This window comes from Pseudomonas sp. R28(2017) (assembly GCF_002112505.1).
Taxonomy (GTDB): Bacteria; Pseudomonadota; Gammaproteobacteria; order Pseudomonadales; family Pseudomonadaceae; genus Aquipseudomonas.
In genome coordinates, this window is sequence record NZ_NEHW01000024.1 from 41,026 (window position 1) to 67,017 (window position 25,992).

17 protein-coding genes are annotated in these 25,992 nt (G+C 64.9%); 9 read left to right on the forward strand and 8 right to left on the reverse strand.

Annotated features, from left to right (window positions below; all coding sequences use genetic code 11):
• Positions 1-63 precede the first annotated feature (63 nt).
• The 5 genes from wecB to CAF78_RS26625 all read left to right on the forward strand — a co-directional run bounded on the left by wecB (position 64) and on the right by CAF78_RS26625 (position 8,447).
• Entirely contained in the window at positions 64-1,218 is a 1,155-nt protein-coding gene (gene wecB / locus CAF78_RS26605; RefSeq protein ID WP_085679760.1) for a non-hydrolyzing UDP-N-acetylglucosamine 2-epimerase, read from the forward strand.
• Positions 1,215-3,389, forward strand: coding sequence for a cyclic di-3',5'-guanylate-activated glycosyltransferase NrfB (gene nrfB / locus CAF78_RS26610; protein WP_085679757.1), 2,175 nt, complete (start codon positions 1,215-1,217; stop codon positions 3,387-3,389). The genes wecB and nrfB overlap by 4 nt, the downstream gene beginning before the upstream one ends.
• Complete coding sequence (locus tag CAF78_RS26615; protein WP_085679754.1) at positions 3,386-6,388, forward strand: phage receptor; 3,003 nt, start codon at positions 3,386-3,388, stop codon at positions 6,386-6,388. The genes nrfB and CAF78_RS26615 overlap by 4 nt, the downstream gene beginning before the upstream one ends.
• A complete protein-coding gene (locus CAF78_RS26620; RefSeq protein ID WP_085679752.1) occupies positions 6,388-7,227 on the forward strand; it encodes a DUF4434 family protein in 840 nt (279 codons plus the stop codon). Before CAF78_RS26615 ends, CAF78_RS26620 begins: the two co-directional genes overlap by 1 nt.
• 140 nt (positions 7,228-7,367) lie before the next feature.
• Positions 7,368-8,447 (forward strand): diguanylate cyclase, encoded by a 1,080-nt coding sequence (locus tag CAF78_RS26625; protein WP_085679749.1) that lies wholly within the window; start codon positions 7,368-7,370, stop codon positions 8,445-8,447.
• Between the two features lie 32 nt (positions 8,448-8,479).
• On the opposite strand, the gene CAF78_RS26630 is transcribed toward CAF78_RS26625, so the two are convergent.
• The 3 genes from CAF78_RS26630 to CAF78_RS26640 all read right to left on the reverse strand — a co-directional run bounded on the left by CAF78_RS26630 (position 8,480) and on the right by CAF78_RS26640 (position 11,960).
• Complete coding sequence (locus tag CAF78_RS26630) at positions 8,480-9,769, reverse strand: hypothetical protein (protein ID WP_158090055.1); 1,290 nt, start codon at positions 9,767-9,769, stop codon at positions 8,480-8,482.
• Between the two features lie 184 nt (positions 9,770-9,953).
• Entirely contained in the window at positions 9,954-11,252 is a 1,299-nt protein-coding gene (locus CAF78_RS26635) for an ATP-binding protein (RefSeq protein ID WP_085679741.1), read from the reverse strand.
• Between the two features lie 6 nt (positions 11,253-11,258).
• The gene (locus CAF78_RS26640) at positions 11,259-11,960 is read right to left on the reverse strand and encodes a response regulator transcription factor (RefSeq protein WP_085679738.1); all 702 of its coding nucleotides are present in this window, start codon (positions 11,958-11,960) and stop codon (positions 11,259-11,261) included.
• Positions 11,961-12,213: 253 nt separating this feature from the next.
• On the opposite strand from CAF78_RS26640, the gene CAF78_RS26645 reads away from it, so the two are divergent.
• From CAF78_RS26645 to mobA, 3 genes are all read left to right on the forward strand, one after another.
• Positions 12,214-13,383: an efflux RND transporter periplasmic adaptor subunit gene (locus CAF78_RS26645; RefSeq protein ID WP_085679735.1), complete on the forward strand. Its 1,170-nt coding sequence runs from the start codon at positions 12,214-12,216 to the stop codon at positions 13,381-13,383.
• 11 nt (positions 13,384-13,394) lie between these two features.
• Complete coding sequence (locus CAF78_RS26650) at positions 13,395-16,517, forward strand: efflux RND transporter permease subunit (protein ID WP_085679732.1); 3,123 nt, start codon at positions 13,395-13,397, stop codon at positions 16,515-16,517.
• Between the two features lie 61 nt (positions 16,518-16,578).
• Entirely contained in the window at positions 16,579-17,154 is a 576-nt protein-coding gene (mobA, locus tag CAF78_RS26655) for a molybdenum cofactor guanylyltransferase MobA (protein ID WP_085679729.1), read from the forward strand.
• 128 nt (positions 17,155-17,282) lie between these two features.
• Here mobA and CAF78_RS26660 read toward each other — a convergent pair whose 3' ends face one another.
• The 5 genes from CAF78_RS26660 to peaA form a co-directional block, all read right to left on the reverse strand.
• Positions 17,283-18,956: a fatty acid CoA ligase family protein gene (locus tag CAF78_RS26660; RefSeq protein ID WP_085679726.1), complete on the reverse strand. Its 1,674-nt coding sequence runs from the start codon at positions 18,954-18,956 to the stop codon at positions 17,283-17,285.
• Positions 18,957-19,078: 122 nt separating this feature from the next.
• On the reverse strand, positions 19,079-20,200 hold the full coding sequence (gene peaD, locus CAF78_RS26665; protein WP_085679723.1) for a quinohemoprotein amine dehydrogenase subunit beta: 1,122 nt from the start codon (positions 20,198-20,200) through the stop codon (positions 19,079-19,081).
• Between the two features lie 32 nt (positions 20,201-20,232).
• Positions 20,233-20,556 (reverse strand): quinohemoprotein amine dehydrogenase subunit gamma, encoded by a 324-nt coding sequence (qhpC, locus tag CAF78_RS26670; RefSeq protein WP_085679720.1) that lies wholly within the window; start codon positions 20,554-20,556, stop codon positions 20,233-20,235.
• 1 nt (position 20,557) lies between these two features.
• Positions 20,558-21,988, reverse strand: a complete 1,431-nt coding sequence (gene peaB / locus CAF78_RS26675) for a quinohemoprotein amine dehydrogenase maturation protein (RefSeq protein WP_085679717.1) — start codon at positions 21,986-21,988, stop codon at positions 20,558-20,560.
• Between the two features lie 49 nt (positions 21,989-22,037).
• Entirely contained in the window at positions 22,038-23,603 is a 1,566-nt protein-coding gene (gene peaA / locus CAF78_RS26680) for a quinohemoprotein amine dehydrogenase subunit alpha (protein ID WP_085679714.1), read from the reverse strand.
• Positions 23,604-24,097: 494 nt separating this feature from the next.
• Here peaA and CAF78_RS26685 point away from each other — a divergent pair, with 494 nt between their 5' ends.
• Complete coding sequence (locus CAF78_RS26685) at positions 24,098-25,591, forward strand: aldehyde dehydrogenase (RefSeq protein WP_085679711.1); 1,494 nt, start codon at positions 24,098-24,100, stop codon at positions 25,589-25,591.
• Positions 25,592-25,992 lie beyond the last annotated feature (401 nt).

Genomic DNA, 25,992 nt, shown 5'->3' on the forward strand with positions numbered 1-25,992 from the left:
ATGACTTGCAAGCGGCGACATGTCGACCCACTTCGTCCAGGGAATCGAACGAGGAACAAGACTATGGCGAACTCCGTCATGATGGTTTTCGGTACCCGCCCCGAAGCGATCAAGATGGCCCCGCTGGCCCGCGTCCTGCGCGAATGGCCCGAGGTCGATCTGCACATCTGCTCCACCGGGCAGCACCGCGAAATGCTCGAACAGGTACTCACCGCCTTCGGCCTGAGCGTCGACCAGGACCTCAAGGTGATGACCCAGAACCAGACCCTCAACGGCCTGGCCCGCGACCTGCTGGGCAAGCTCGACCAGGCCTATGGGCAGGTCAAGCCCGATATCGTGCTGGTCCATGGCGACACCACCACCAGCTTCATCGCCAGCCTCGCGGCGTTCCACCGGCACATTCCCATCGGCCATGTCGAAGCCGGGCTGCGGACAGGCAACCTGCAGCAACCCTGGCCGGAGGAAGCCAACCGGCGCCTGACCGGAGTGATTGCAGACCTGCACTTCGCCCCCACCACCAAGGCCCGCGACAACCTGCTGCGCGAAGGCGTGCCCCTGGAGCAGATCGAGGTCACCGGCAACACCGTGATCGACGCGCTGCTGTGGATGCGCGAATACCTCACGCAAACGGCATGGCACCCCGCCGCCGATTCGCCGCTGCACGCGCTGCAGGACGACCAGCGCATGGTGCTGGTCACCGGCCATCGCCGGGAGAACTTCGGCGCAGGCTTCGAGCGTATCTGCGTGGCCCTGGCCGAACTGGCCCTGCGCTACCCCGATGTGCAATTCGTCTACCCGGTGCACCTCAACCCGCAGGTGCAGAAGGCGGTCTACGGCCTGCTGTCCGGGCGCGGCAACATTCACCTGGTGGCGCCCCAGGACTACCAGCACTTCGTCTGGCTGATGAACCGCGCCCACATCATTCTCACCGACTCCGGCGGCGTCCAGGAAGAAGCCCCGGCGCTGGGCAAACCGGTGCTGGTGCTGCGCAAGGTCACCGAACGCCCTTCGGTGCTGGAAGGCGGCACGGTGAAACTGGTAGGCACGCTGACCGAACGTATCGTCAGGGAAACCAGCCAGCTGCTCGACGACCCCGAGGCGTATCAGCGCATGGCAAGGGTCTTCACCCCCTTCGGTGACGGGCATGCCAGCGAAATCATCGCCGCACGCCTGAGCCGATGGCTCGAGGAAACCGCCGCCAAGCGAGACGACGCATGAGCCTGGCCTTCATCGACTTCCTCACCTACGTGCTGTTCGGCCTGAAAATCCTCGCGATCATCCTCGCCTCGCTGATGTTCCTGCTCGGCCTCGACGACCTGTTCATCGACCTGTGCTACTGGAGCCGCAAGCTGATCCGCCGTTTCCGCATCTACGACAAGCACGAAAAGGCCGACGAGAAACGCCTGTTCGACGTACCGGAAAAACCCCTGGCGATCATGGTCCCGGCCTGGAACGAGGTCGGTGTGGTCGGCGAAATGGCGCGCCTGGCGGCTTCGACCATCGACTACGAGAACTACCAGATCTTCGTCGGCACCTACCCCAACGACCCGCAGACCCAGGCCGACGTCGACGCCGTGTGCCTGCACTACCCGAACGTGCACAAGGTGGTCTGTGCGCGCCCCGGCCCGACCAGCAAGGCCGACTGCCTGAACAACATCATCGATGCCATCCTGCGCTTCCAGGACGATGCCCGCATCGAGTTCGCCGGGTTCATCCTGCATGACGCCGAAGACGTGATCTCGCCCATGGAGCTGCGCCTGTTCAACTACCTGCTGCCGAACAAGGACATGATCCAGATCCCGGTGTACCCCTACGCGCCGGAATGGAAAGGCTTCACCGCCGGGCACTACGTCGACGAGTTCGCCGAGAACCACGGCAAGGACGTGATCGTGCGCGAAGCGCTGACCGGCCAGGTGCCCAGCGCCGGTGTCGGCACCTGCTTCAGCCGCCGCGCCATCAGCGCCCTGCTCGAAGACGGTGATGGCATCGCCTTCGACGTGCAGAGCCTCACCGAAGACTACGACATCGGTTTTCGCCTGAAGCAGAAGGGCATGAAGTGCATCTTCGCCCGCTACTCCATCAGCGACCCGGCGCTGGCCCTCAAGCACGAGTGGGTACCGGGCATGAGCCGTGAGTTCGCCCAGGTGATCTGCGTGCGTGAGCACTTCCCGCGCGACTGGCAGCACGCCATCCGGCAGAAGTCGCGGTGGATCGTCGGCATCGTCTTCCAGGGCACCAGCAACCTCGGCTGGAGCCGTACCGGCGCGCTCAACTACTTCCTCTGGCGCGACCGCCGGGGCCTGTTCGCCTACCTGTTGAGCTTCCTGGTCAACCTGTTGCTGCTGGTGTTGCTGGCCATGTGGCTGGTGACCGTGATCGCCCCGGATTCCTGGCGTTTCATGTCGATCCTCAGCGACAGCCAGCTGCTCACCACCCTGCTCTGGCTCAACGGCCTGATGCTGGTCAACCGCCTGTTCCAGCGCGGCTGGTTCGTCACCCGCTACTACGGCATCTTCGAGGGCCTGCTGTCGGCGCCACGGATGATGTGGAGCAACTTCGTCAACTTCTTCGCCAACCTGCGTGCCCTGCGCCAGGTCATGGAGATGGGCGATTCGCGGCGGGTGGCGTGGGACAAGACCACCCACGAGTTCCCCGCCCTCGCCTCGCCGGCGCGCACGCCACTGGGCCACCGGTTGGTGGAAAAAGGCTACATCACCGAGGAACAGCTGGAGCAAGCGATCACCAGCCCGGTGCGCCGCCGCCTGGGCCGCGAATTGCTGCTGCGGGGCTGGCTGAACAGCGAGCAGCTTGTAGAAACGCTGGCCGAGCAGCTGGACCTGCCCTGGGCACCGCTCAACCCGTTCAAGCTCGACCCGCACCTGATCACCCTGCTGCCGCGCCGGCTGGCCACGCACTATGGCGTGCTGCCGGTCGCCGAAAACGGCAATACCCTGATCCTGGCCAGCGAAAGCCCGGTCAGCCAGGTGTCACTGGGGGTCATCAGCCGCCAGTTGAAACGCCCGGTAAGCTGCCGCCTGGCGCCCCAGGGCCGCGTTACGCTGGGCCTGCGTTATCACTACCCGAGCCCTTGGCAGACGCCCGAAACCCACGACATGCTCACCGTACTGGAACGGCACCAGGATGATGCCGATCTGCTCGAGCGGGTCAGCCAGCACCAGGTCATGCTCGGTGCGCTGCTGCAGGTACGCGGCATGGTCCCGGCCACCCTGTTCAACCAGGCACTGATCGATTTCGACCCCGAGCAGCAGAGCCTCGGCGAGCACCTGATCGCCCGCGGCATCATTACCGAGGAGGTTCTGCAACAGGCCCTCGCCGAACAGGCCAGCGAACAGCAGGCTGCCTTTGACCTGACCCGGGAGGTGGCATGAAGCCGCGTCTGTCCCTCACCCTTTCCGGCCTGTTGCTGTGCTCCACCGCGCTGGCCACCCAGGCAGCGCCGATGACCGAATTCCAACGGTTCACCAGTTACCCGTTCATGGAGCGCAGCTACCGCGAAGCGAAGAAGGACAACTGGGCCGAAGTCGAACGCCTGACCCGCCATGTGCTCAGCCGCGTGCCGAACAACGATGAAGCCCGTGCGCTGTTGGTCGAGGCCCTGGCCCACCAGCGCCGCTACAAGGACGCCGAAGCCATGGCCGAACAACTGGGCAATGGCCCCGAATACGCCAATGCCCTGCTGGAACTGCGCCTGACCTGGATCGAGCAGGACCCGCCACCGGCCAGCCAGGTGGAAGGTTGGCTGGCCAGTGCCGACGGTACCCGACGGGTGCGCTTGTGGCAGGCCTACAGCCTGAGCCTGGCCAAGTTCGGCGGCGCCGGCAAAGCCCTGGAATGGCTGAACCAGCTGCCGCCTCGTGATGATGGCCAGGTGTTGCGCCTGGCCCGGGCCAACTTCGCCGAGCAGCTGCGCAACTGGAAGGAAACCATCGAGCAACTTCAGCCGCTGGCCGACAAGCGCCAACTGCCGCCAGAAGACTGGCAGCGCCTGGCCAATGCCTATGTCCAGCAAATCGACGAAAAGGGCCTGGATAAACTGCTGCAAAGCGCCCCCTCACCTGAAGTGGCCAACCAGACTCGCCTGGCCATGGCCAATCGGGCCATCGCCGTCGGTCACAACCAACTGGCGCAGCGCTGGCTGGAAAAATTGCCCACCGAGCAGTTGCAGCAACCTGAGCAACGCCAGCAGCTGTGGGAGCTGGCTCGTGAGGGCGATGACGCGCCGCTGGTACGGCGCCTGAGCAACGAACTGCAGCGGCCTTGCCTGGAAACCGTCGATTGGTTGTCACGGCGCGACCCGGACGTCGCCCGCGAACAGTTCAAGGGCTGCCCTGCCAGTGCAGACCCACGTGCTTATGCCGTGCTCAAGCAGCGCCTGTATGGCGACCCGGTGCAGCCGCCACAACCTCGCACTGCCGCCGAATGGGAAAGACACTACCGCCAGAGCGGCGACCTGGCAGCGTTGGAACAAGCGACATTCCTCTTGCTGCAGCAAGGCCAGAGCGAGCGCGCCCGCACCCTGCTGGAGCCGGCCTATGACCGTCACCAAGGGCGCCTGCCGCCCTCGCTGCTGCAGCGCCTGGGCAATCTCTATGCACGCAACGATGGCCCATTGAACAGCCAGCGCATGCTCGGGCTGATCCCCAGGGTCGACGCCAATACCCGCGCCCAGTTGCTCGGCCGCCTGGCAGAAAACGGCCAGTGCGACGCCGTGCGCCGGGCCATCCCGGCGAACCCGACCGAAGCCGGCCAGTACCGCGCCCTGGGCCGCTGCGCCATGCCCGATCAACCGGGTGAAGCGGTGGTGTATTACCAGGCCGCCGAACGCCTGGGTGACCGTGGCAACCGCCTGCCCCTGGCCTACGCGCTGGAAGCCGCTGGCGACTCCGAAGCCGCCCAGCCGATCTGGCGCAGCCTGCCGGCCAGCGCCTGGAACGATAACGCCCGCCTGACCGCCGCACGCGGCGCCTTGAATGCCGGCGATGCCGACGCCGCCCGCCGCTACTGGGACGCCGCCGCACACAACAGCGCCGATGACTGGGCACTGGGTGCCGCCATCGCTCAACGCCAGGGCGACCTGCAAGCGGCGCTGGGCTTCCAGCGCCAGGCCCTGGCGCACAACCCGCGGGCCGACCACTACTACGCGGCGGCCAGCACCGCGCAACTGGCCGGCGACAGCGCACAGAGCACCGCCTGGCTGGCCGAAGCCGTGCGCCTGGCACCCGACCAGCCGCGCTATCGTGCCGATTACGGCATGCGCCTGGCCGGCTCGCAGGACGTGGCCCAGCGCCGCCAGTCGATCCCTTATCTGGAACGCGCCACCCACGATTTCCCCGAGGACTATCGCCTGGGCGAGACCCTCGCCCTGCGCTACGACGAAGCCGAAAACAGCGCCGCCGCACGCCGCGAACTGCGCCGGGTGATCGACGTGGAAGAGAACCTGGTCGATGGCGACGACGAATACGGCAGCCTCGAAGCCCGCAAGTACCGCCAGCGCCGCGCGCACGAAACCCTGTCACGGCGCGACACCATCACCCTGGCCAGCACCTGGTCGCCCGCCGGCACCTCGACCAACGACAAGTTCCTCGATAACGGCCAGCGCAGCGGCACCTCGCGTCGGGCGCAATCGCAGAATGTGCAGCTGGCCATGTGGGACCACGCCCTGGGCGAGGAACCCAGCCGCAATGGCAGTACCCTGTCGGTCTACGGCCGGGTCCTGTTCGGCGGCCAGAGCCGCACCGATTATGCGCAAAGCATGGGCACCGGCGTCGGCCTGCGCTACAAGCCGCTCGGCCAGGCCAACCTCAACCTGTATGCCGAGCTGTACCACCAACGGCAGATCGATGACGACCACTACAGCGGCCTGAGCCTCGGCGAACTGCTGAGCCCGGCCAAGGTCGGCGGCAACTGGGGCGACTTGCGCCACCATGGCGAATCGAGCAACGACCTGCTGCTGCGCGCCACCGCCTCGTTCCTCGACCAGGGCGACTGGCGCAACGACTGGCGGGTCGACGAAGACGACTGGAACGAGCGCTTCCTCTACCTCGATGCCGCCTGGTGGACCCGCGCCGGCGACCACGCCTGGCTGTCGCGCTACCAGCAGGGCCATGCCTGGAAACTGCCCGGCAACTCGCCGCAGACCGTCATGCCTTATGGCTTCTTCGAGTTTTCCAGCCAGGACCCGAGCAACGACTGGCGCCAGGATGCTCGCGCCGGAGTCGGCGTGCGTTGGCAATGGTGGTTCGACGACGACCGCTACAACGCCCACCGCGGCTCGCTGAAAGTGCGCGCCGAATACCAGCAGTCGCTGGGTGGCAACCTCTACAAGAGCGCCAATGGCGTGCTGGTTGGCGCGGAGATGACCTTCTGATGCGTACCCTCCTGGCAATCTGCATGCTCGCCTTGTGCCTGCCGGCCGTGGCCGACCAGCGCCTGTTCTACCAGCCACTGAACCGCGATGCCACGGTGACCCCGGCGCAATGGCAGCAACTCTGGCGCGCCACCCGGGCGCAAGGGGGCAAGACCCTCATCGTGCAATGGAGCGCCTACGGCGACAGTGATTTCGGCGGTGCCCAGGGCTGGCTGGCCAACAGCCTGCGCGAAGCCCACTCACAAGGGCTGGAGCTGGTACTTGGACTTTACATGGACCCAGCCTATTACCAGCGCATCGAAGCACTCGACGGTGACGGCCTGAACAATTACTGGAAATCGCAACTGGGCCGCTCGCTGAGCCAGTACCAGCAGGTTCGCCGGGACTGGCAGCTGCCCGTTACCGGCTGGTACCTGCCGATGGAACTGGACGACCTGCACTTTCGCGATGCCGGTCGCCGCGAGGCGTTGTACAGCCAGCTGCAGGCGTTCAACCGGCAGTTGGACAAACCGCTTCATATCAGCGCTTTCAGTGCTGGCAAGCTGGCGCCGCGGGTCAATGGCGCCTGGCTGGATCAACTGACCGGGTTGGGCTTGACTGTGTGGTGGCAGGACGGCGCGGGGACCGGGCGGTTGCCGCCACTGGTGCGCCAGAGCTATGAACAGGCGCTGCCGTGCCGGGTGGGTGTGGTGCGCGAGGCGTTCCGCCAGGTGAGTGCTCCGGGGCAGGCATTTCGGGCTGAGCCAGCGGAGCCGATGCTGAATGCGGGGTGCCATGCCGAAGCAGTGTTTGCGCTGCGCTACCGGCCTTGGTCCCGGGGTGTTCTGCCACAGAATTGAGTCAACCTGCACCGGCCCTTTCGCGGGCAAGCCCGCTCCCACAGTGATTGCACAGATTTCAAGAACTGTGGCGATCCTGTGGGAGCGGGCTTGCCCGCGAAAGCGCCGGTGCAGACGAAGCAGTACTCACAGGAGCCACGATGTTCAAGACCATTGAAGAACACGTACGCAAGCAGGTCGCCCCCGCCGCCCTGCGCGCCGAGTTTCGCCAGCATGAATTCGAAGCCATGCGCCCGTTCTGCATGCTGGTGTTCTGCGTCAGCATCCTGATCTGGCTGGTCTTCGACCTGATCGTCAGCTTCCTCGGCGGCCAGGGTTTCACCTGGCTGTCCTACCTGTTCATCACCCTGCTCGGCTGCCTCACGGTGATCCTGCGCTTCACCCGCCGCAGCCACCATTTCGACGTGCTCAACCTGCTGTTCATCTGCGCCATCACCTTGGGCATGCGCCTGGTCATCGAAGGTATTCCCGAACCTCTGCGGCCAGTGTGGCTGGTGCTCGGCGTGTCGACCGTGCTCTATGCCGTTTCGGTTCTGCCCGTGCGGCGCTGGTCGTTCTTCTGCGCCATGGCCATTACCTGGGTCATGCTCAGCCCCTTCTACCACACCCGGATCGAAGCCGATGAACTCGAAGGCGCCATGCTGATCAGCTACGCCCTGTTCCTCAGCGGCCTGGTGACCTACAGCTACCTGCAGATACGCCAGGCCAAGCTGCACAACTTCTACCTGTCCAAAGTATTGCTGGAACAGGCATACATCGATGCCCTGACCGAGATCCCCAACCGCCGCTCGTTCATGGCCAAGGCTGAACGCCAGCTGCACCTGGCAACGCCTGGGCAGTATCTGGCGATGATCGACATCGACAACTTCAAACGGGTCAATGATAGCTTCGGGCATGATGTCGGCGACGAAGTGCTCAAGCGCGTGGCCATGCACATTCGCGCCAGCATGAACGGTTTCGAGTACGCCCGGCTGGGTGGCGAGGAGTTCGCGATTCTGTTCGACGGCCTGGACGAGCAACGCGCCTTGCAGCAGGTTGGCGGCTTGTGCAGCAGGGTGCGGGAAGACAATGCCGATCACCCGGTGACCATCAGTATCGGCCTGGCCCAGGTCAACCGTGGCGATTCCTTGACAGCAGCGCTGGTCCGGGCGGACCAGGCGCTGTATGCGGCCAAGCACAGTGGCAAGGACCGGTTCGTGCTGTGGCAACCGGCCCCATGAGCGAGAGGCATGGCGCATCATGCCTGGATCGCTTAGACGAAGTAGCAGACCAGATACGACTTACCCACGCGGCGATCGGTGTTGGCGGTACCGCCCAGGATCAGACGTTGTGGGTCCGGGGCCAACGCACAACGCGCCACGTCGGCACCCGCCTCGATATTGGTGCGTTTGAGGCCGCCGTCACCGAAGGTCGGATCGAGCAAGCCGTTGGCCTGGAACCGCCCTACGAGGAATTCGGTTTCCCTGGCGTTGTAGGGAATGCCCGTCAAGCCGGCAGCCACGCTACCGCCTTCGCGCCCCGGCTGACAGTGCACCCAGCGCGCGCCCGAGGCGACCGGGGCCAGATGCACCTCGCCACCATTGAAGGTTGGGTCGAGCCGGCCATCGGCGGTCACGTGCCCCTGTACAGCTGCGTAGGGCAATCGATCGGTCGAGCCGCTGACGATCAAGCCACCGTCTCCACGTTCGATTACGTCATAAAACTCGATGCCTACCCTGTTCTTGCCTCGTGGGGCCGTTACCCGAAGGATCCCTCCTGTACCAAAAGCAGGATCAAGCATGTCGTCGTGGCGCATGCGCAACAGCACGCCTTCACCGTCTGTGGCACCCCAGGCGACGATTCGACCATCAGCCAGCTCGGTGACACCTTCCATCCAGACGTTGGGTTCATCGCATAGCGGTAATTGCCACACGCCACCCTCATGGAAACAAACGTCCAGGTTGCCACATGCCGTGACACGCACCAGCAAGCCACAACTTTGTGCCTGCTCATCGAATCGTGTTACAGCGATCAATAGTTTGCCGTTTCGCTGCTGGATAAGGCCATACGGTTCGTCATATTCGCTCAGTCCCTTCAGTTCGAGCCTGACAATACCGCCGTTACCGAAACATGTGTCCAGGGAACCATCATGCTTGAAACGCGCAAGGAGCGGATATCTCACGGCCTTTGAGCGGTCCTCGGCCAGTACGATGAAACCATCCTCTGCAGAGGCAATTACCTCCACTGGCACCGCGCTCACACCTGCGCCAAAGGCCGCCATGACAAAGCCACCGTCACCGAAGCTGGCATCCGGCTGTCCTTCAGCCGTCAGGCCCGCCAGCCCAACATAAGGCTGACCGGCATCCCGGTACTGGGCCAGCGCGATAAGCCTGGATTGACTGATTGCCAGCCCATGCACGCCACTTTCCACACCACCAGGAAATACAATTTCCACTTTGCCTTGGTCACCGAACGCCGGGTCAATTTTGCAACTTCTTACCACGTTGTTATCTAACATCTTGATCTGACTCACATAGAGAACTTGGAAATGAATTGATTCCATTTGCAGTCCTACATGTCCAGTCATGGGAAATTGACAAAATATTACCGCCCAACAATTTGGGGGCAATGAAAAAAATCCAAATATAAAAGTTGAAAAACCCTATGCAAAGTTACAGGGTGCCACTCTCAGATCTGCATGTTTCAGGAAACTTATCCTATATGAATGTTCCTGCTTTCCAACGCCGTCAGACCACAGGCAAGCGAATCCTGAACGATGCACCTCCCAGGGTCGAGTGGCCGACTGTCAAAGCCCCCCCCTGCCCCTCGATCGCCCGGCGACTGATCGCCAGGCCCAGACCGAAACCGCCGGTATTGCGGTCACGGCTGCGGTCCAGACGATAGAACGGCTGGAAGATCCGCTCACGTTCCTCGGCAGGAATCCCGATGCCGTCATCCTCCACCGTCAACAGGCAGGCACCGTCCGCCTCCAGGCGCAACCTCAGCAACAGGCTCTCATCGCAATAACGCATGGCGTTGCGCACCAGGTTCTGCACCGCCCGGGCGGTCAACCGCGGGTCCAGCACAAAGCGTGGCAAGTTATCCTCGGCCTGAACTTCCCACTGGATGCCCCGGGTGTCGAGTTCTTCGGCAAAGCCGCCGAGCACGCTGTCGACCAGTTCCAGCAACGACACCTCGACCCGCTCGCGGGCCTGGTCGGCATTGTACAGGCGGCTGTACGACAATAGCTCGAGCACCAGCTCGTCCAGCTCGCGCACGTGCCCGACCAGCTCCAGCAGGCGCTTGCGGCTGGACGGTGGCACCTCGTCGAACAGCAGCACCAGGCCGAAGTCCAGCCTTGTCAACGGTGTGCGCAGCTCGTGGGAGACCGCGTTGAGCAGCTCGCGCTGCTGGTTGACGTGGCGTTCGAGGTCACTGGCCATGGTGTCGAACACGCCCGCCAGTTCGCCGATGTTCGAGTGCGCAGAGATGTGCGTGCGCTCGGCCATGTGCCCCTGGCCCAGGCGCCGTGCGGTTTCCTTCAGCCGCTCCAGGTCGCGCCAGTGCGGCCACACCCAGAGCAGCAGGCAACCGAGCATCGCCGCACCGATCAGCACGGTCACGCCCCAGGACAATACGTTGATGTCCAGGGGGTCCGGGGGTGCATGCAGGCTGACCAGCCAGTCCTTGTCCAGAGGGGCCAGCACCGTTTGGTAATAGCCCCAGTCGCCGATCCGCACGGCATACAGCCCGTGCTCCAGACGCGCTTTCTCCTGCGGGCTCAGGCCGGCCTTTTCGCTGCGCAGCAGCTTGACCTCCAGTGGCGCGAAGACCTTGGCCAGGTCCTGCTCCACCGCCGGCCACTGCGCCTGTGGCGCCTGGTGGAACTGGCGCACGATCAGCGACTGCACGCCCTTGGCCTGGTCCAGGTTGTAGGCCATGAAGCGGTCGTGGAACAGGCCGACGATGGCGTCCGGAATCAACAGCAACGCCCCGGCGTAGGCAACGATGATAACCAGATAAAGGCGCACCAGGATCTTCAGCATGGCACGTCAGCACTCCCACTCGACACGGCTGAACAGGTAACCCTTGCCCCACACGGTCTTGATCTTGCGCGCCTCGCCGGCACTGTCGTCGAACTTGCGGCGCAGCTTGGAAATGGCCACGTCCACCGAGCGGTCGGTACCGTTGAACTCGATACCGCGCAACTGCTGGAGGATGCGGTCGCGGCTGAGCACCTCGCCGGCGTTGCGCGCCAGCACCACCAGCAGGTTGTATTCACCGCTGGACAGTTCCACCTCTTCGCCGCGCCAGCTGACCAGGCGCTCGGCCAGGTCGATGCGCAGGCCGCCGATGAGGATCTGGTGGTTGTCCAGGCGCGGCTCGTTGACGCTGCTGCGGCGCAGCAAGGTGCGCACGCGAGCCAGCAGCACCCGGGGCTCGCAGGGTTTGGTCACGTAGTCGTCGGCACCCATTTCCAGGCCCAGCACCTGGTCGTGGCTGTCGTCACGGGCCGTGAGCATCAGGATCGGCAGGCTCTGCGACGCCTGGCGCAGCAAGCGGCACAGTTGCAGGCCATCGATGCCTGGGAGCATCAGGTCGAGAATCACCAGGTCAGGGTTGTCCTGCCTGAAGGCGTCCAGCACATGGTCGCCACGGGCAATCACCCGGACGTGGAAATCGTTGCGTTGCAGGTAGCTGGCGATCAGCTCGGACAGCGCACTGTCGTCTTCGACCAGAAGAATGTTGGGCATAGGGGTTTGCTGGAAAAATTGAAGGAGGCTTCACCGGCCCTTCGCGGGCAAGCCCGCTCCCACAGAAAGCGGTGCTGTACCTGTGGGAGCGGGCTTGCCCGCGAAGGGGCCGGCACAGATACCTGCAGAATATAGAAACCTACAAACCCGCAGGACTGTTCTTAACACTTTTTCACACAGGTCCTACAGGTGTTAACAGCCATCCGAGGAACGGTTGCCTTAGGATACGCAGGGTCATCATCGGAAGATCCGCATGCCTATTACCCTCCCCCCGCACCTGCGCCCCCTGGCGCTCGTGGCGCTGCTCACGCTGCCCCTGGCCGGTTGCGACGACTCGGCCGAGCAGGACGAAAAACAACCCACGCCCCAGGTGCGGGTAGAAACCCTGCACCTGCAGCCCCTGGCCATCAGTACCGAACTGAGTGGGCGCATCCTGGCCCCGCGCACGGCAGAAGTGCGCGCCCGGGTCGCCGGCGTGGTGCTCAAGCGCGTCTATCGCGAAGGCAGCGACGTGAAACAGGGCGATGTGCTGTTCCTCATCGACCCGGCGCCGTTCAAGGCCGACCACGACAGCGCCCGCGCGACCCTGGCCAAGGCCGAGGCCACGCTGTACCAGGCGCGCCTGCAAGAGCAGCGCTACCGCCAGCTGGTCGACGACAAGGCGGTCAGCCGCCAGGAATACGACAACGCCCGCGCCGCCTTCCTCCAGGCTGACGCTGCCGTTGCCGAAGCCAAGGCGGCGCTGGAGCGCGCCCGCCTGAACCTGGGCTATGCCACGGTCACTGCACCAATCTCCGGGCGCATCGGCCGTGCCCTGGTCACCGAAGGTGCCCTGGTCGGGCAGAACGAGACCACGCCGCTGGCGACCATCCAGCAGCTCGACCCGATCCACGCCGACGTCACCCAGTCGACCCGCGAACTCACCGCCCTGCGCCGGGCATTGCGCGCAGGTGAACTGCAGCAGGCCGGCGATGGCCAGGCCCGCGCCACCTTGATCCAGGACGATGGCAATGCCTACCCGCTGCCGGGCAAGCTGTTGTTCTCGGACATCAGCGTCGACCCCAGCACCAACCAGATCACCCTGCGCAGCGAATTCCCCAACCCGGACCTCGACCTGTTGCCAGGCAGCTACGTGCGCGTGCGCCTGGAGCAGGCCGTGCAGCCCAAAGGGCTCAGCGTGCCGCAGCGGGCCATCCTGCGTGACAGCGCCGGGGTGCCGAAGGTGCTGGTGGTCGACGCTCAGTCGCGCATCAGCGAACGCCAGGTGGTGCTGGGTAACGCCCAGGGTGACCGCTGGCTGGTCAGCGACGGCCTGGCGCCCGGCGAGCGGGTGGTGGTCGAAGGCCTGCAGCACGTCAAGGCGGGCGACCAGGTCCAGGTCGACCCCGCCGCTCAGTCCATCGTCCAGCACAACGGCCAGTGAGGGCCTGACCCATGCCGCAGTTCTTCATCGACCGCCCGATCTTCGCCTGGGTGGTCGCGCTGTTCATCCTGCTGGCCGGCGCCCTGGCCATCCCCCAGCTGCCGGTGGCGCAGTACCCCAACGTGGCGCCGCCGCAGGTGGAAATCTACGCCGTGTACCCGGGCGCCTCGGCGGCCACCCTGGACGAAAGCGTGGTCAGCCTGATCGAGCAAGAGCTCAACGGCGCCGACAACCTGCTGTACTTCTCGTCGCAGAGCAGCCTGGGCAGCGCCACCATCACCGCCACTTTCGAGCCCGGCACTCACCCCGACCTGGCCCAGGTCGACGTGCAGAACCGCCTCAAGGTGGTCGAGTCGCGCCTGCCGCGCCAGGTCACACAGCAAGGCCTCCAGGTAGAAAAGGTGTCCACCGGCTTCCTGCTGCTCGGCACCCTCACCTCGGAGGACGGTAGCCTCGATGAAACCGCGCTGTCCGACATCCTCGCGCGCAACGTGATGAACGAAATCCGCCGCCTCAAGGGCGTCGGCAAGGCACAGCTGTATGGTTCCGAACGCGCCATGCGCATCTGGATCGACCCGCGCAAGCTGATCGGCTTCAACCTCACCCCCAACGACGTGGCCGAGGCCATCGCAGCGCAGAACGCCCAGGTCGCCCCCGGCAGCATCGGCGACCTGCCTGCCCGCGGCACCCAGGAAATCACCGCCAACGTGGTGGTCAGGGGCCAGCTGAGCACGCCCGAGGAGTTCGCCGCCATCGTCCTGCGCGCCAACCCGGATGGCTCCAGCGTCACCGTCGGCGATGTCGCCCGGGTCGAGGTCGGCGCCCAGGAATACCAGTACGGCACCCGCCTGAATGGCAAGCCGGCCACCGCTTTCAGCGTGCAGCTGGCACCAGGGGCCAACGCCATGGAAACCGCCACCCTGGTGCGGGCGAAGATGCAGGAGCTGGCGCGCTACTTCCCCGAAGGGGTCAAGTACGACATCCCCTACGACACCTCGCCGTTCGTCAAGGTGTCGATCCAGCAGGTCATCAACACCCTGTTCGAAGCCATGCTGCTGGTGTTCGCGGTGATGTTCCTGTTCCTGCAGAACCTGCGCTACACGCTGATCCCGACCCTGGTGGTGCCGGTGGCGCTCATGGGCACCTTCGCCGTAATGCTGGCCATGGGCTTCTCGGTGAACGTGCTGACCCTGTTCGGCATGGTGCTGGCCATCGGCATCCTGGTCGACGACGCCATCGTGGTGGTGGAGAACGTCGAGCGGATCATGGCCGAAGAAGGCCTGCCGCCCAGGGAGGCCACGCGCAAGGCCATGGGCCAGATCAGCGGTGCCATCGTCGGCATCACCCTGGTGCTGGTGGCGGTGTTCCTGCCAATGGCCTTCATGAAAGGCTCGGTGGGGGTGATCTACCAGCAGTTCTCGCTGTCGATGGCGGTGTCTATCCTGTTCTCGGCGTTCCTTGCCCTGAGCCTGACCCCGGCCTTGTGCGCCACCCTGCTCAAGCCGCTGGCCAAGGGCGAACAGCACGAGCGCAAAGGCTTCTTCGGCTGGTTCAACCGCCGTTTCGACAGCATGAGCAATGGTTACCAGCGCTGGGTGCTGCAGGCACTCAAGCGCAGCGGCCGCTACCTGCTGCTGTATGGCGTGCTGCTGGCCGTGCTGGGTTATGGCTTCAGCCAGTTGCCCACCGCGTTCCTGCCCACGGAAGACCAGGGCTACACCATCACCGACATCCAGCTGCCACCGGGCGCCAGCCGCATGCGCACCGAGCAGGTTGCCGCGCAGATCGAGGCGCACAACGCCGAAGAGCCGGGCGTCGGCAACACCACGCTGATCCTCGGTTTCAGCTTCTCGGGCAGTGGCCAGAACGCCGCGCTGGCCTTCACCACGCTCAAGGACTGGTCCGAACGCGGCGCCGCTGACAGCGCGCAATCGATCGCCGACCGCGCCTCGATGGCCTTCACCCAGCTCAAGGACGCCGTGGCCTACTCCGTGCTGCCACCCCCGATCGACGGCCTGGGTGAGTCGACCGGGTTCGAGTTGCGCCTGCAGGACCGCGGCGGCATGGGCCATGAGGCACTGATGGCTGCCCGTGACGAATTGCTGGCCGGCGCGCAGAAGAGCAAGGTGCTGGCCAACGTGCGCGAAGCCTCGCTGGCGGAAAGCCCGCAGGTGCAACTGGAAATCGACCGCCGCCAGGCCAACGCCCTGGGCGTGTCGTTCGCCGACATCGGCTCGGTGCTGGACGTCGCCGTGGGCTCCAGCTACGTCAACGACTTCCCCAACCAGGGCCGCATGCAGCGGGTGGTGGTGCAGGCCGAGGGCGACCAGCGCAGCCAGGTCGAGGACCTGCTGAAGATCCACGTGCGCAACAGCAGCGGCAAGATGGTGCCACTGGGTGCCTTCGTCCAGGCCAGGTGGGTCAGTGGCCCGGTGCAGCTGACCCGTTACAACGGCTACCCGGCGGTGTCGATTTCCGGTGAGCCGGCGGCGGGTTACAGCTCGGGTGAAGCCATGGCCGAGATCGAGCGCCTGGTCGCCCAGCTGCCGGCCGGTACCGGCCTGGAATGGACCGGTCTGTCGCTGCAGGAACGGCTGTCCGGCAGCCAGGCACCGCTGCTGATGGCGTTGTCGTTGCTGGTGGTATTCCTGTGCCTGGCGGCGCTGTATGAAAGCTGGTCGATCCCGACTGCGGTACTGCTGGTGGTACCGCTCGGCGTACTCGGCGCGGTGCTGGCGGTGACCTTGCGCGGCATGCCCAACGACGTGTTCTTCAAGGTCGGCCTGATCACCCTGATCGGCCTGTCGGCGAAGAACGCCATTTTGATCATCGAGTTCGCCAAGCACCTGGTCGACCAGGGCGTGGACGCTGTCGACGCCGCCGTGCAGGCCGCCCGCCTGCGCCTGCGGCCGATCGTCATGACGTCGCTGGCGTTCATCCTCGGCGTGGTGCCGCTGGCCATCGCCACTGGCGCAAGCTCGGCGAGCCAGCAGGCAATCGGCACCGGGGTCATTGGCGGGATGCTCAGCGCCACGCTGGCGGTGGTGTTCGTGCCGGTGTTCTTCGTGGTGGTGATGCGCCTGGCCGGGCGCGGCCGCACCAAGGCCGAACAGGCGCAGGCAAGCGAAGCCTGACTGGACAAGCCGTGCGTTGAATGAGAGGGTTCCGGGCATTGACTGCCCGGAACCCTTTTTCATGCCTGATGCCCTGCCCCCCTGCTCCGTTTTGATCCTCGCCGGTGGCCGCGGCCAGCGCATGGGCGGGCGCGACAAGGGCCTGCTGGAATGGCGCGGCGAGCCGTTGGTCGCGCATATCCACCGCACTGTGCGGCCGCTCAGTGATGACTTGGTGATTTCCTGCAACCGCAACCAGCAGGCGTATGCCGCTTATGCTGACCAACAGGTGGGCGATGCCGAGGCGGACTTCCCCGGGCCGCTGGCCGGGGTGATGGCCGGGCTGCAGGTGGCCAGGCATGAATGGGTGGTGCTGCTGGCGTGCGATGCGCCGTTGGTTGACAAGGCACTGATCGATAGCCTGCGGCAGTTGGCCGTGACTGGTGACAGTGTCGCAATGGTGCGCCAGGGCGGGTTCTGGCAGCCTATGTTCAGCGTCTTGCCGCGGCGAGTGTTGCCGGTGCTGGAGCAGGCCTGGCTGGCGGGTGAGCGCAGCTTGCAGAAGGCCTTGTTGCGGGAGGCTGTGCAGGGGTTTGAGTGTACCGAGGATGATCCGCGGCTGAGCAACTTCAATAGCCCCGATTTGCTACAAGGCTGAATGTTCCACCCTCTGTACCGGCCCTTTCGCGGGCAAGCCCGCTCCCACAGGGATTGCACCCATTTCAGGTCCTGTAAAGATCCTGTGGGAGCGGGCTTGCCCGCGAAAGGGCCGGTACAGGCGATACATCATCGCGCCGTCAGTTCCTCGATACTGATCTCACGCATCCGGAACTTCTGCACCTTGCCGGTCACCGTCATCGGGAACTCGTCGACGAAGCGGAAGTACCTGGGCACCTTGAAGTGCGCGATCCGCGCCTTCGCCCAGTCGCGCAGCTCGTCCGCGTTGGCGGTATGCCCGGGATGCAGGCGCACCCAGGCGACGATCTCTTCGCCATACTTGCTGCACGGCACGCCGATCACCTGCACATCGGCGACCGCCGGGTGGGTGAAGAAGAACTCCTCCAGCTCCCGTGGGTAGATGTTCTCGCCGCCGCGAATGATCATGTCCTTGCTGCGCCCAACGATGCGCACATAGCCCTGCTCGTCCATCACCGCCAGGTCGCCGGTGTGCATCCAGCCTTCGCCATCGATGCTCTCGGCGGTGGCCTTGGGGTTGTTCCAGTAACCCAGCATCACGCTGTAGCCACGTGTACACAGCTCACCGATCGCGCCACGCGGCACAGTGTTGCCGTCGGCGTCGACCACCTTGCTCTCCAGCCGTGGCTGGGTGCGGCCAACGCTGGTCACCCGGCGCTCCAGGTCATCGTCGGGCCCGGTCTGCAGCGACACCGGGCTGGTCTCGGTCATGCCGTAGGCAATCTGCACCTCGGCCATGTGCATCTCGCCGATCACCCGGCGCATCACCTCGATCGGGCAGGTGGCGCCGGCCATGATCCCGGTGCGCAGGCTAGACAGGTCGAATTCGCCACGCTGCGGGTGGTCCAGCTCGGCGATGAACATGGTCGGCACGCCATACAGCGCGGTGGCCTTTTCCTCGGCCACGGCGCGCAGGGTTGCCAGTGGGTCGAAGGCATCATTGGGGTAGATCAGCGTGCTGCCGTGGGTCATGCAGCCCAGGTTGGCCATGACCATGCCGAAACAGTGGTACAGCGGCACCGGTACCACCAGGCGGTCGTGCTCGGTCAGGCCCAGGCTTTCACCGACCATGTAGCCGTTGTTGAGGATGTTGCTGTGGCTGAGCGTGGCGCCCTTGGGGAAGCCAGTGGTGCCGGAGGTGTACTGGATGTTGATCGGGTCGTCGCAGCGCAGGTGTGCCTGGCGCTCGGTCAGAGCCTCGTGGCTGACGGACTCGGCACGGGCTTGCAGGTCATGCCAGGCGAGGAAGCCTGCCGGTGGTGAGACCGCCAGGCTGACCACGCCGCGCAGCTCGGGGAAGCGCTCGCAGACCAGGGCGCCGGGCTGACCGTTCGCCAGGCCCGGGACCAGGCCCAACAGCATGGCGTGGTAATCGGAGGTCTTGAAGGCGTCGGCGCAGATCACCCAGCGGCAGCCGGACTGGCCGAGGGCATAGTCCAGTTCGCTGGAGCGGTAGGCCGGGTTGATGTTGACCAGGATCGCGCCGACCTTGGCGCTGGCGAACTGGGTGATGCACCATTCGGCGCAATTGGGTGCCCAGATGCCCAGGCGGTCGCCGGGTTGCACGCCCAGGGCCATGAGTGCGCGGGCATGCTGGTCGACGGCGTCGGCCAGTTGCTGCCAGGTGTAGCGCAGGGCCTGGTGGCGGACCACCAGTGCTTCGCGGTCGGGGAAGCGGGCGACGGTGGTGTCGAAGGCATCGCCGATGCATTGGCTGAGCAGGGCCTTGGTCGGGTTGCCCTGGGAGTAGCTTGGCTGGGGCATGGGCGCTCTCTTGTTGTTCTTGTGTTGTTTGAACTGACCTCTTCGCGGGCAAGCCCGCTCCCACAGGGCCCTCCACCAGCGCTTGTGGGAGCGGGCTTGCCCGCGAAGAAGCTCACGCCGAGTTAGCGGACGAACACCTGCGGCGTGGTGGTGGACATGTCACCGCCCGGCAGCTTGATGTTCTTCACCTTCTCCAGCGTCTCGGGGTCGAACACCGCCAGGTCGTTGAAGGTGCCGCCCAGGTACAGCTTGTCGCCCTTCTTGTCGAAGGTCACGCAGTAGTAGGTGTGCTCCAGGTTAGCCGCCTTGATCAGCTTGCGCTGCTTGATGTCGTACTTGGCCAGGCGGTTGAGCACGCCGTAGATCTGGTTCGGGTCCTTGGGCGAGCGCAGGCCGGTGAAGTAGATCTCGGTCAGGTCGGCGAACTCCTGGGTGTGGGCCTTGCCGGTCTTGAGGTCGATGCTCAGGTAGCCGTACAGCGGCTGCGCCTCGTTCGGGTCCTGCTTGGCGTCCTTGAACTTGGCAATGGTGTAGAGCATCGAGAACTCATGGCGCGGGCTCTGGTGCGGCCAGAAGTACAGCACATCGGGGGCGCTGTAGCCCTCGCGGTTCCAGTTGCGCAGCGGCAGCGCCACGCTGTACTTGCCGGTCTTGACGTCCATCTTGTAGATGTCCGGCCCGACGAAGAACAGGCTGCCATCGTCGGCAGCGCGCATCAGGTAGACCTGGCGCGGCATCGGGAAGGTGCGCACCGGCTTGGCCTCCAGGCCGTCGGCGGTGCTGTATACCTCCAGGCGCGGCGGCTTGACCACGTAGTGGTCGTTCAGGCGCTGGGTCGGGTTGACCGTGGCGTATACCTCTTTGCCATCGGGGCTCAAGGCGAACGAGTACATCGACTTGCCGACTTCACCGGGTACGCTGGACAGGTTGGCGTGGAAGGTGGTCTTGCAGGTGTCCAGGTCGATGCCGTAGATGTCGGCATAATGGTTGTTGAGCACGTAGGCGGTGCGGTTGTCCGGCGCCATCATCGCGGTGCCGGGGCCGAACTTGTCGGGCATCTGGCAGCTCTTGTACAGCGTGTCGCTGGCCACGTCGATGACGTGCAAGTTGTTCGGGTAGTTGGTGGTGATCAGGTATTCCTGGCCAGCCTTGAGGGCCGGGCCGGCATCATCGGCCTGTACCGCCCAGGCGCAGGCCGTGGCGGCGATGGTCAGCGCGAGTTGCGCGCAGCGTCCAGCTTTCATGCGGTTTCCCCTTGTCATTCTTGTTGGGCCGGTCACTTGTCTTTAGGGAACACGGTGCCGAGGTTGCGCCAGTCTTCCTGGGAATTGTTCGCCTGGGCGTTCCAGTCCTGGTAGGTGCTCATCATGTCCGGCACCTGGGCCGGCCACCAGCACGGGTCGGAGCAACCGTACAGGTCGGCCTCCATCGGCTGGCACAGCGAGCTGACGCCGCCAAAGGCGTCCACTTCCCAACCTGGGTCGGTGGTGGCGGTGCAGCCGGCCACCGCGCTCATGGCCAGGACGTCCGCGACGCGGTCTTCGGCGGCGGCCTGTTCGAGGATGCGCGCCTTGTTGTTCAGGGGCTTCAAGTGCTTCATGTCAGTGCGCCTTCCGCGGGGTGATGTAGCGGTCGATGAAGGCCGGGTTGGCGGCCATGATGCGGCTGTAGACTTCGATGCCGAAGTCGACCCAGTCGCGCATCAACTCGCAGTAGTGGTAGGTCGGGTGCTGTGGGTCGCCGTAGCGGGCGTAGCTCTCGTGGTAGCAGCCGCCGGAGCACAGGTTGCGGATGCGGCAGCTGTCGCAGCCGGTGTTGCTGCGGTCCAGGCGCTGCGACAGGAAGTCGTTGAGCTGCGCCTGCTTCACGCCCTGGTGCACATTGCCGAAGGTCGGCAGGCTGGAGCCGGTGAAGCGGTGGCACAGGTTCAGCTCGCCTTCGTGGTCCACGGCCAACATCTTCAGCCCGGCACCGCACGGCAGGGCCTTCTTGTGGCCTTCGTGGATGTCGGTGATCAGCTGGTGCAGGTTGGAGAAGCCGATGTTGCGGTGCTCCAGCGCCGCCTCCAGGTACTTGCGCCCCAGCGCCTTCATGTTGGCGAACACCTGCACCAGCTCTTCGCCGGTGAGGTTGAAATCGGCCATGTCGCCGGAGGTGACCGGGGCAAAACCGACTTCGGCGAAGCCCATTTCGTTGAACAGATGGTTCCAGATGGTTTCGACGTCGGTGATGCCGCGGGTCAGGGTGACCCGTGCACCCACCGGGCGGCTGGTGTAGCGCGACAGCAGCAGGTCGGCCTTGCGCCGCACCACGTCATAGGTGCCCTGCCCGCCCACGGTGATGCGGTTGCGGTCGTGCACGGTCTTCGGGCCGTCGATGCTGATCGACAGGCCGAAGCGGTGGGCGTTGAGCCAGTCGATGATCTCTTCGGTCAGCAGGGTCGCGTTGGTGGTCATGATGAACTCCACCTGCTTGCCGGCTTCGGCGAAACGCCGCTCGCAGTAGGCGACCATGTGCTCGATCAGCGGCCGGTTGGACAGCGGCTCGCCACCGAAGAACACCACGCTGTAGCGTTCCTCGTCGGGTGATTCCTTGAGCAGCATCTCCACCGAGGCTTCGGCGGTGGCGGTGCTCATCTTCTTGCCGGCGGACGGTTTGTCCAGGTCTTCCTTGTAGCAGTAGGTGCAGCTGAGGTTGCAGCCGGTGTTGACGTTGAGCACCACGGTGTTCAGTGCCGTGCGCTCGACCTGCTTGAGGGCGATTTCCGGGGTCAGCGGCGAGCCGTCGCTGACCAGCTCCAGCGCGATCAGCTCGCGCAGGGTGCCCTGGATTTCATCGCCGGCAAACTGCTGGCCAAGGCGCTGCATCAGCTCCTCGGCCGAGCAGCCTTGCTGGCGCAGGGTGTCGATGATGCCGCCGGTCACCGCGTCGGCGGTGAACAGCGAACTGCTGGGGATATGGAACAGCATGCGGTCGGCATCGACCTGCACTTCGTGCAGGTTGCGTTCGACCAGGTTCAGTAGCGCGCCCATGGCGACCTCCCGATAATCGATCCGTTGGAAAACCCGTTACGCCCTGCCCTTACGGCAGCGGCGGGTTGTTCCAGCGCTGGACGGTGACGATCATGTGGCCCTCACCGCTCTGGCCGCCGTCTGCCAAGGTGGCGATGACTTTCAGGTTGCCGGCGTTGTTGGTCATCATCTTGCGCGCCGGGTTCGGGCCGGCGCCGCCAGGTACGAACACACCGTCGGCCTGCATCTGCCCGGCGAACTTGACGTCTTCGTCCTCGACCGCACGCTCGTTGAACGGCTCGACTTTCCAGCTGGCCGGCAGGTAGCCGATGCGCAGCGGCTGGCCACTGGCGTCCTTGCCCCAGGCTTCGGCTTCGAAACGCCCCTGGACCTTGGGCACCGAGGCACCGTTCTCGCCGATACGGGCGATGGAGAATGCCGGCACCACCTTCACTTCCTCGACCTTGTCGTACACCGCCAGGTTGACGCCCTTGAGCTCACCCACGGCAACATCGCGCTGGCCAGGCTTGGCATCGGCCGCAGCGCGGGCCTTCACACGCACCAGGGTCGGGGTCTGTTCCAGCACCTCGGTCACTTGCACGCCGGCGCCCAGGTCAGGCTTGCCGGCCAGGCCGGTGCCAACCAGGGTGATCTCGCTTTCGCCACCGGCCTTGATGAATGCCGGTTGTACGGCGAGCAGGCGCGCCTTGCCCTCTTTGGCTGCGGTGAAGTCCAGGCCACGCTCGTCGTGGTCGGCCTCGAACATGCGGCCCTTCATCTCGCCGTCCAGCGCGGCAAAGACCTGGCGCAGGTTGCTGTCGCCGACCTTGACGTTGCCGCGCCATTCATAGCCGTTGTAGAGAATCGCCGTGCCGCTGCCGTTGAATGGCGTGCCGTCAGCGTAGCTGCCCTTGACCTCGACCTTGAAGGTATCGCCCTGGTCGGCGCTGACGGTCATCACCCCGCGCACATCGCCCTTGGCCAGCATGTGGCCGCTGAACGCCCACTGCCCCGGCAGCGCGTCGGCGGTCGGCTTGGCCTTCTGCCATTCGGCCCAGGCCGGGCTTTCCAGCGGGAAGCGCTTGGCCAGGTCCGGTACCACTTGCTTGAGGGCGATTTCCAGCCAGTCGCGGTCACGCGCCTGGGCCTGGTATTCCAGGGATGGCCACTGGCCGAGGTGGAAGTTGATCAGGTGCTCCCACTCTTGCGCCGGGCGCCGTTGCAGGGCGACACGGGCACCGGAGTGGCAACGACCACAGGTTTCGCTGAGCTGGGTGTCGAAGTGCTCGACGGTGTTGAGCCGGCGCTCCATGGCGTAGCGCACGCCATCGGTCTCGCTGGGCGCCAGGCCCTGCTTGTCGGCCAGGTACTTGACCAGGGCGCGACGGTCGTCGTCGCTGATCTGCAGACCATGCATGATCTGCATGCGGGCGATGCTCATCAGCCAGCCTTCCGGTGTCTTGCGCTGGTGGCTGATGCGGCTGTAGGTATCGTTGCCCTCGGGGATATGGCACCCCATGCACTTGTTCTGCAACAGGCTCGGGCCCTGCTCGGCCGCCATGGCCTGGGTGCCCAGCAGTGCGGCGGCGACCAGCGCCAGTTTGCCCGCATGCCGCCGGAGTCGAGTCGTCTTCAAGGTCAGACCTCCACGGTTGTTGTTCTTATGGTTTTCACACGCTTTGGGACAGCAGGTGTGCATGTGAAGGTTGTGATACAGGAACTGTGCCAGGTGCAGTAAAAGTGTTTCCTTTCAAGCTTTTAGCCGGTTTTCAGGCCTTGGCCAGCAGCAGGCATGGCCAATTGCAGCGTGCCATTTCGCGACAGGGTGTTTCATCCTGAGACAGGGGCCTGCTGCGCAGGCCTTCGCGGGCATGCCCGCTCCTACAGGTATCGCACCGGCCCCAGGCATTGTGCATTCCCTGTGGGAGCGGGCGCGCCCGCGAATAGGCCGCAACAGCCACTGTTTCACCACCGTCTCACACCGTCTCAATGTGCAACAGCGCAGCCTTGCAATCCCAACCTTGCACCTTCGCAAAACCCAATCAGTTCAGCACCTTGCGGCCATTGGGCAACCTTGGCACGGCCATTGCGCCAGTGCCCGTCACATCCAATGACAAGAGGCACAGCCCCATGCTTTCCGAACTGCCCATCCTGCCCGCCACCCGCGCCTTTCTCGAGCGCAAGCTGAAGATGCGTATCGGCGCCGACTGGCAGGACGCCGCCAGCGGTCGCACCCTGGCGTTCCGCAACCCGGCCACTGGCGAGGTGCTGGGTGAAGTGCCCGCCGCCGAGGCCGAAGACGTCGACCGCGCGGTGCGTGCCGCACGCCAGGCCTTCGACGACTCGCCGTGGAGCCGCATGCGCCCGCGCGAGCGGCAGAACCTGCTGTGGCGCCTGGCCGACCTGATGGAGCGCGACGCGCAGCAACTGGCCGAGCTGGAATGCCTGAACAACGGCAAGAGCGCCGTCGTGGCCAAGGTCATGGACGTGCAGCTGGCCATCGACTTTCTGCGCTACATGGCCGGCTGGGCCACCAAGATCGAGGGTAGCACCGTCGAAGCGTCCATGCCGTTGATGCCCAACGACCAGTTCCATGGTTTCGTGCGTCGCGAAGCGGTCGGGGTGGTCGGCGCCATCGTTGCCTGGAACTTCCCGCTGCTGCTGGCCTGCTGGAAGCTCGGCCCGGCCCTGGCCACCGGCTGCACGGTGGTGCTCAAGCCCGCCGACGAAACCCCGCTGACCGCCCTCAAGCTGGCCGAGCTGGTGGACGAGGCTGGCTACCCGGCCGGGGTGTTCAACGTGATCACCGGCACCGGCCTGAACGCTGGCGCAGCGCTGAGCCGCCACCCGGGCGTGGACAAGCTGACCTTCACCGGCTCCACCGAGGTGGGCAAGCTGATCGGCAAGGCGGCCATGGACAACATGACCCGTGTCACCCTGGAGCTCGGCGGCAAGTCGCCGACCATCGTCATGCCTGACGCCAACCTGCAGGAAGCCGCCGCCGGCGCCGCCACGGCGATCTTCTTCAACCAGGGCCAGGTGTGCTGCGCGGGTTCACGCCTGTACGTGCACCGCAAGCACTTCGACAATGTGGTGGCCGACATCGCCGGTATCGCCAATGGCATGAAGCTCGGCAGCGGCCTGGACCCGGCCGTGCAGATGGGCCCGCTGATCTCGGCCAAGCAGCAGGACCGGGTCACCGGCTACATCGAGCTGGGCCGTGAGCTGGGGGCGACCATCGCCTGTGGCGGTGAAGGGTTTGGCCCGGGTTACTTCGTCAAGCCGACGGTGATCGTCGACGTCGACCAGCGCCATCGCCTGGTGCAGGAAGAGATCTTCGGGCCGGTGCTGGTGGCGATGCCGTTCGACGACCTCGACGAAGTGATCGGCATGGCCAACGACAACCCCTATGGCCTGGGCGCGAGCATCTGGTCAAACGACCTGGCGGCGGTGCACCGGATGATTCCGCGGATCAAATCGGGTTCGGTGTGGGTCAACTGCCACAGCGCGCTGGACCCGGCGCTGCCGTTCGGGGGCTACAAGATGTCCGGTGTCGGGCGTGAGATGGGCGCTGCGGCTATTGAGCATTACACCGAGCTCAAGTCGGTGCTGATCAAGCTCTGATGTATTGATCGCCTGCTGTGCGCTGGCTGCCCACTTTTATCCAGGGTGAACAGCGCACTGCCAGTGCTCCGTGGATGCAGGCTATTTTGTAACCCCTTGATTCAGACACTTTTTGACATCGGTTTCGAGCGTGAGGCCCTTGTCGGCCGCGCAGCGACCGCAAAGCAGCGCCAGTGCTGAGCCGGCGCCCTTCTCCAAACGCCGGGCGCTCGCAAACTGTGTAGGAAAGCGTGAAGTTTCTCGGTTTCCCGGTCCTACAAACGCCTGTTTAACCTCAACACCCCGTTCATTGCTGCCCCTTCGATCATTGCCCTAACCTCCGAACGCTTCTCGCATTCAAGGACAACGCAATGATCATGGACCTGGCCGCGCGCCTGACGCCGCAGCATCGCCGACTCTTC

Excerpts from the sequence above, each read along its gene's own strand:
- CAF78_RS26635 (WP_085679741.1), bottom strand. The coding sequence starts at position 11,252 with ATGCTGAAGATCCTGGTGCGCCTTTATCTGGTTATCATCGTTGCCTAC.
- CAF78_RS26645 (WP_085679735.1), top strand. The coding sequence starts at position 12,214 with ATGCCTATTACCCTCCCCCCGCACCTGCGCCCCCTGGCGCTCGTGGCG.
- CAF78_RS26630 (WP_158090055.1), bottom strand. The coding sequence starts at position 9,769 with ATGGAATCAATTCATTTCCAAGTTCTCTATGTGAGTCAGATCAAGATG.
- mobA (WP_085679729.1), top strand. The coding sequence starts at position 16,579 with ATGCCTGATGCCCTGCCCCCCTGCTCCGTTTTGATCCTCGCCGGTGGC.
- peaD (WP_085679723.1), bottom strand. The coding sequence starts at position 20,200 with ATGAAAGCTGGACGCTGCGCGCAACTCGCGCTGACCATCGCCGCCACG.
- CAF78_RS26650 (WP_085679732.1), top strand. The coding sequence starts at position 13,395 with ATGCCGCAGTTCTTCATCGACCGCCCGATCTTCGCCTGGGTGGTCGCG.
- nrfB (WP_085679757.1), top strand. The coding sequence starts at position 1,215 with ATGAGCCTGGCCTTCATCGACTTCCTCACCTACGTGCTGTTCGGCCTG.
- CAF78_RS26620 (WP_085679752.1), top strand. The coding sequence starts at position 6,388 with ATGCGTACCCTCCTGGCAATCTGCATGCTCGCCTTGTGCCTGCCGGCC.
- qhpC (WP_085679720.1), bottom strand. The coding sequence starts at position 20,556 with ATGAAGCACTTGAAGCCCCTGAACAACAAGGCGCGCATCCTCGAACAG.
- wecB (WP_085679760.1), top strand. The coding sequence starts at position 64 with ATGGCGAACTCCGTCATGATGGTTTTCGGTACCCGCCCCGAAGCGATC.
- CAF78_RS26625 (WP_085679749.1), top strand. The coding sequence starts at position 7,368 with ATGTTCAAGACCATTGAAGAACACGTACGCAAGCAGGTCGCCCCCGCC.
- CAF78_RS26660 (WP_085679726.1), bottom strand. The coding sequence starts at position 18,956 with ATGCCCCAGCCAAGCTACTCCCAGGGCAACCCGACCAAGGCCCTGCTC.
- CAF78_RS26685 (WP_085679711.1), top strand. The coding sequence starts at position 24,098 with ATGCTTTCCGAACTGCCCATCCTGCCCGCCACCCGCGCCTTTCTCGAG.
- CAF78_RS26615 (WP_085679754.1), top strand. The coding sequence starts at position 3,386 with ATGAAGCCGCGTCTGTCCCTCACCCTTTCCGGCCTGTTGCTGTGCTCC.
- CAF78_RS26640 (WP_085679738.1), bottom strand. The coding sequence starts at position 11,960 with ATGCCCAACATTCTTCTGGTCGAAGACGACAGTGCGCTGTCCGAGCTG.
- peaB (WP_085679717.1), bottom strand. The coding sequence starts at position 21,988 with ATGGGCGCGCTACTGAACCTGGTCGAACGCAACCTGCACGAAGTGCAG.